Source organism: Streptomyces sp. CBMA123 (genome assembly GCF_014596465.1).
Taxonomy (GTDB): Bacteria; Actinomycetota; Actinomycetes; order Streptomycetales; family Streptomycetaceae; genus Kitasatospora.
On sequence record NZ_MECK01000593.1, the window covers coordinates 1 to 249 of the forward strand.

At 55.4% G+C, this 249-nt stretch carries 1 rRNA gene; it reads left to right on the top strand.

The features are described 5' to 3' along the window. Positions 1 to 249, top strand: a 23S ribosomal RNA gene (locus BG452_RS37960); the annotation flags it as partial.

Sequence of the window (249 nt, forward strand, 5' to 3'; positions counted from 1 at the left end):
CCGCTAAGCCTAAATATTCCCTAGTGACCGATAGCGGATAGTACCGTGAGGGAATGGTGAAAAGTACCGCGGGAGCGGAGTGAAATAGTACCTGAAACCGTGTGCCTACAAGCCGTGGGAGCGTCGTTCACCAGTTTACTGGTGGGCCGTGACTGCGTGCCTTTTGAAGAATGAGCCTGCGAGTTTGCGGTGTGTAGCGAGGTTAACCCGTGTGGGGTAGCCGTAGCGAAAGCGAGTCCGAATAGGGCG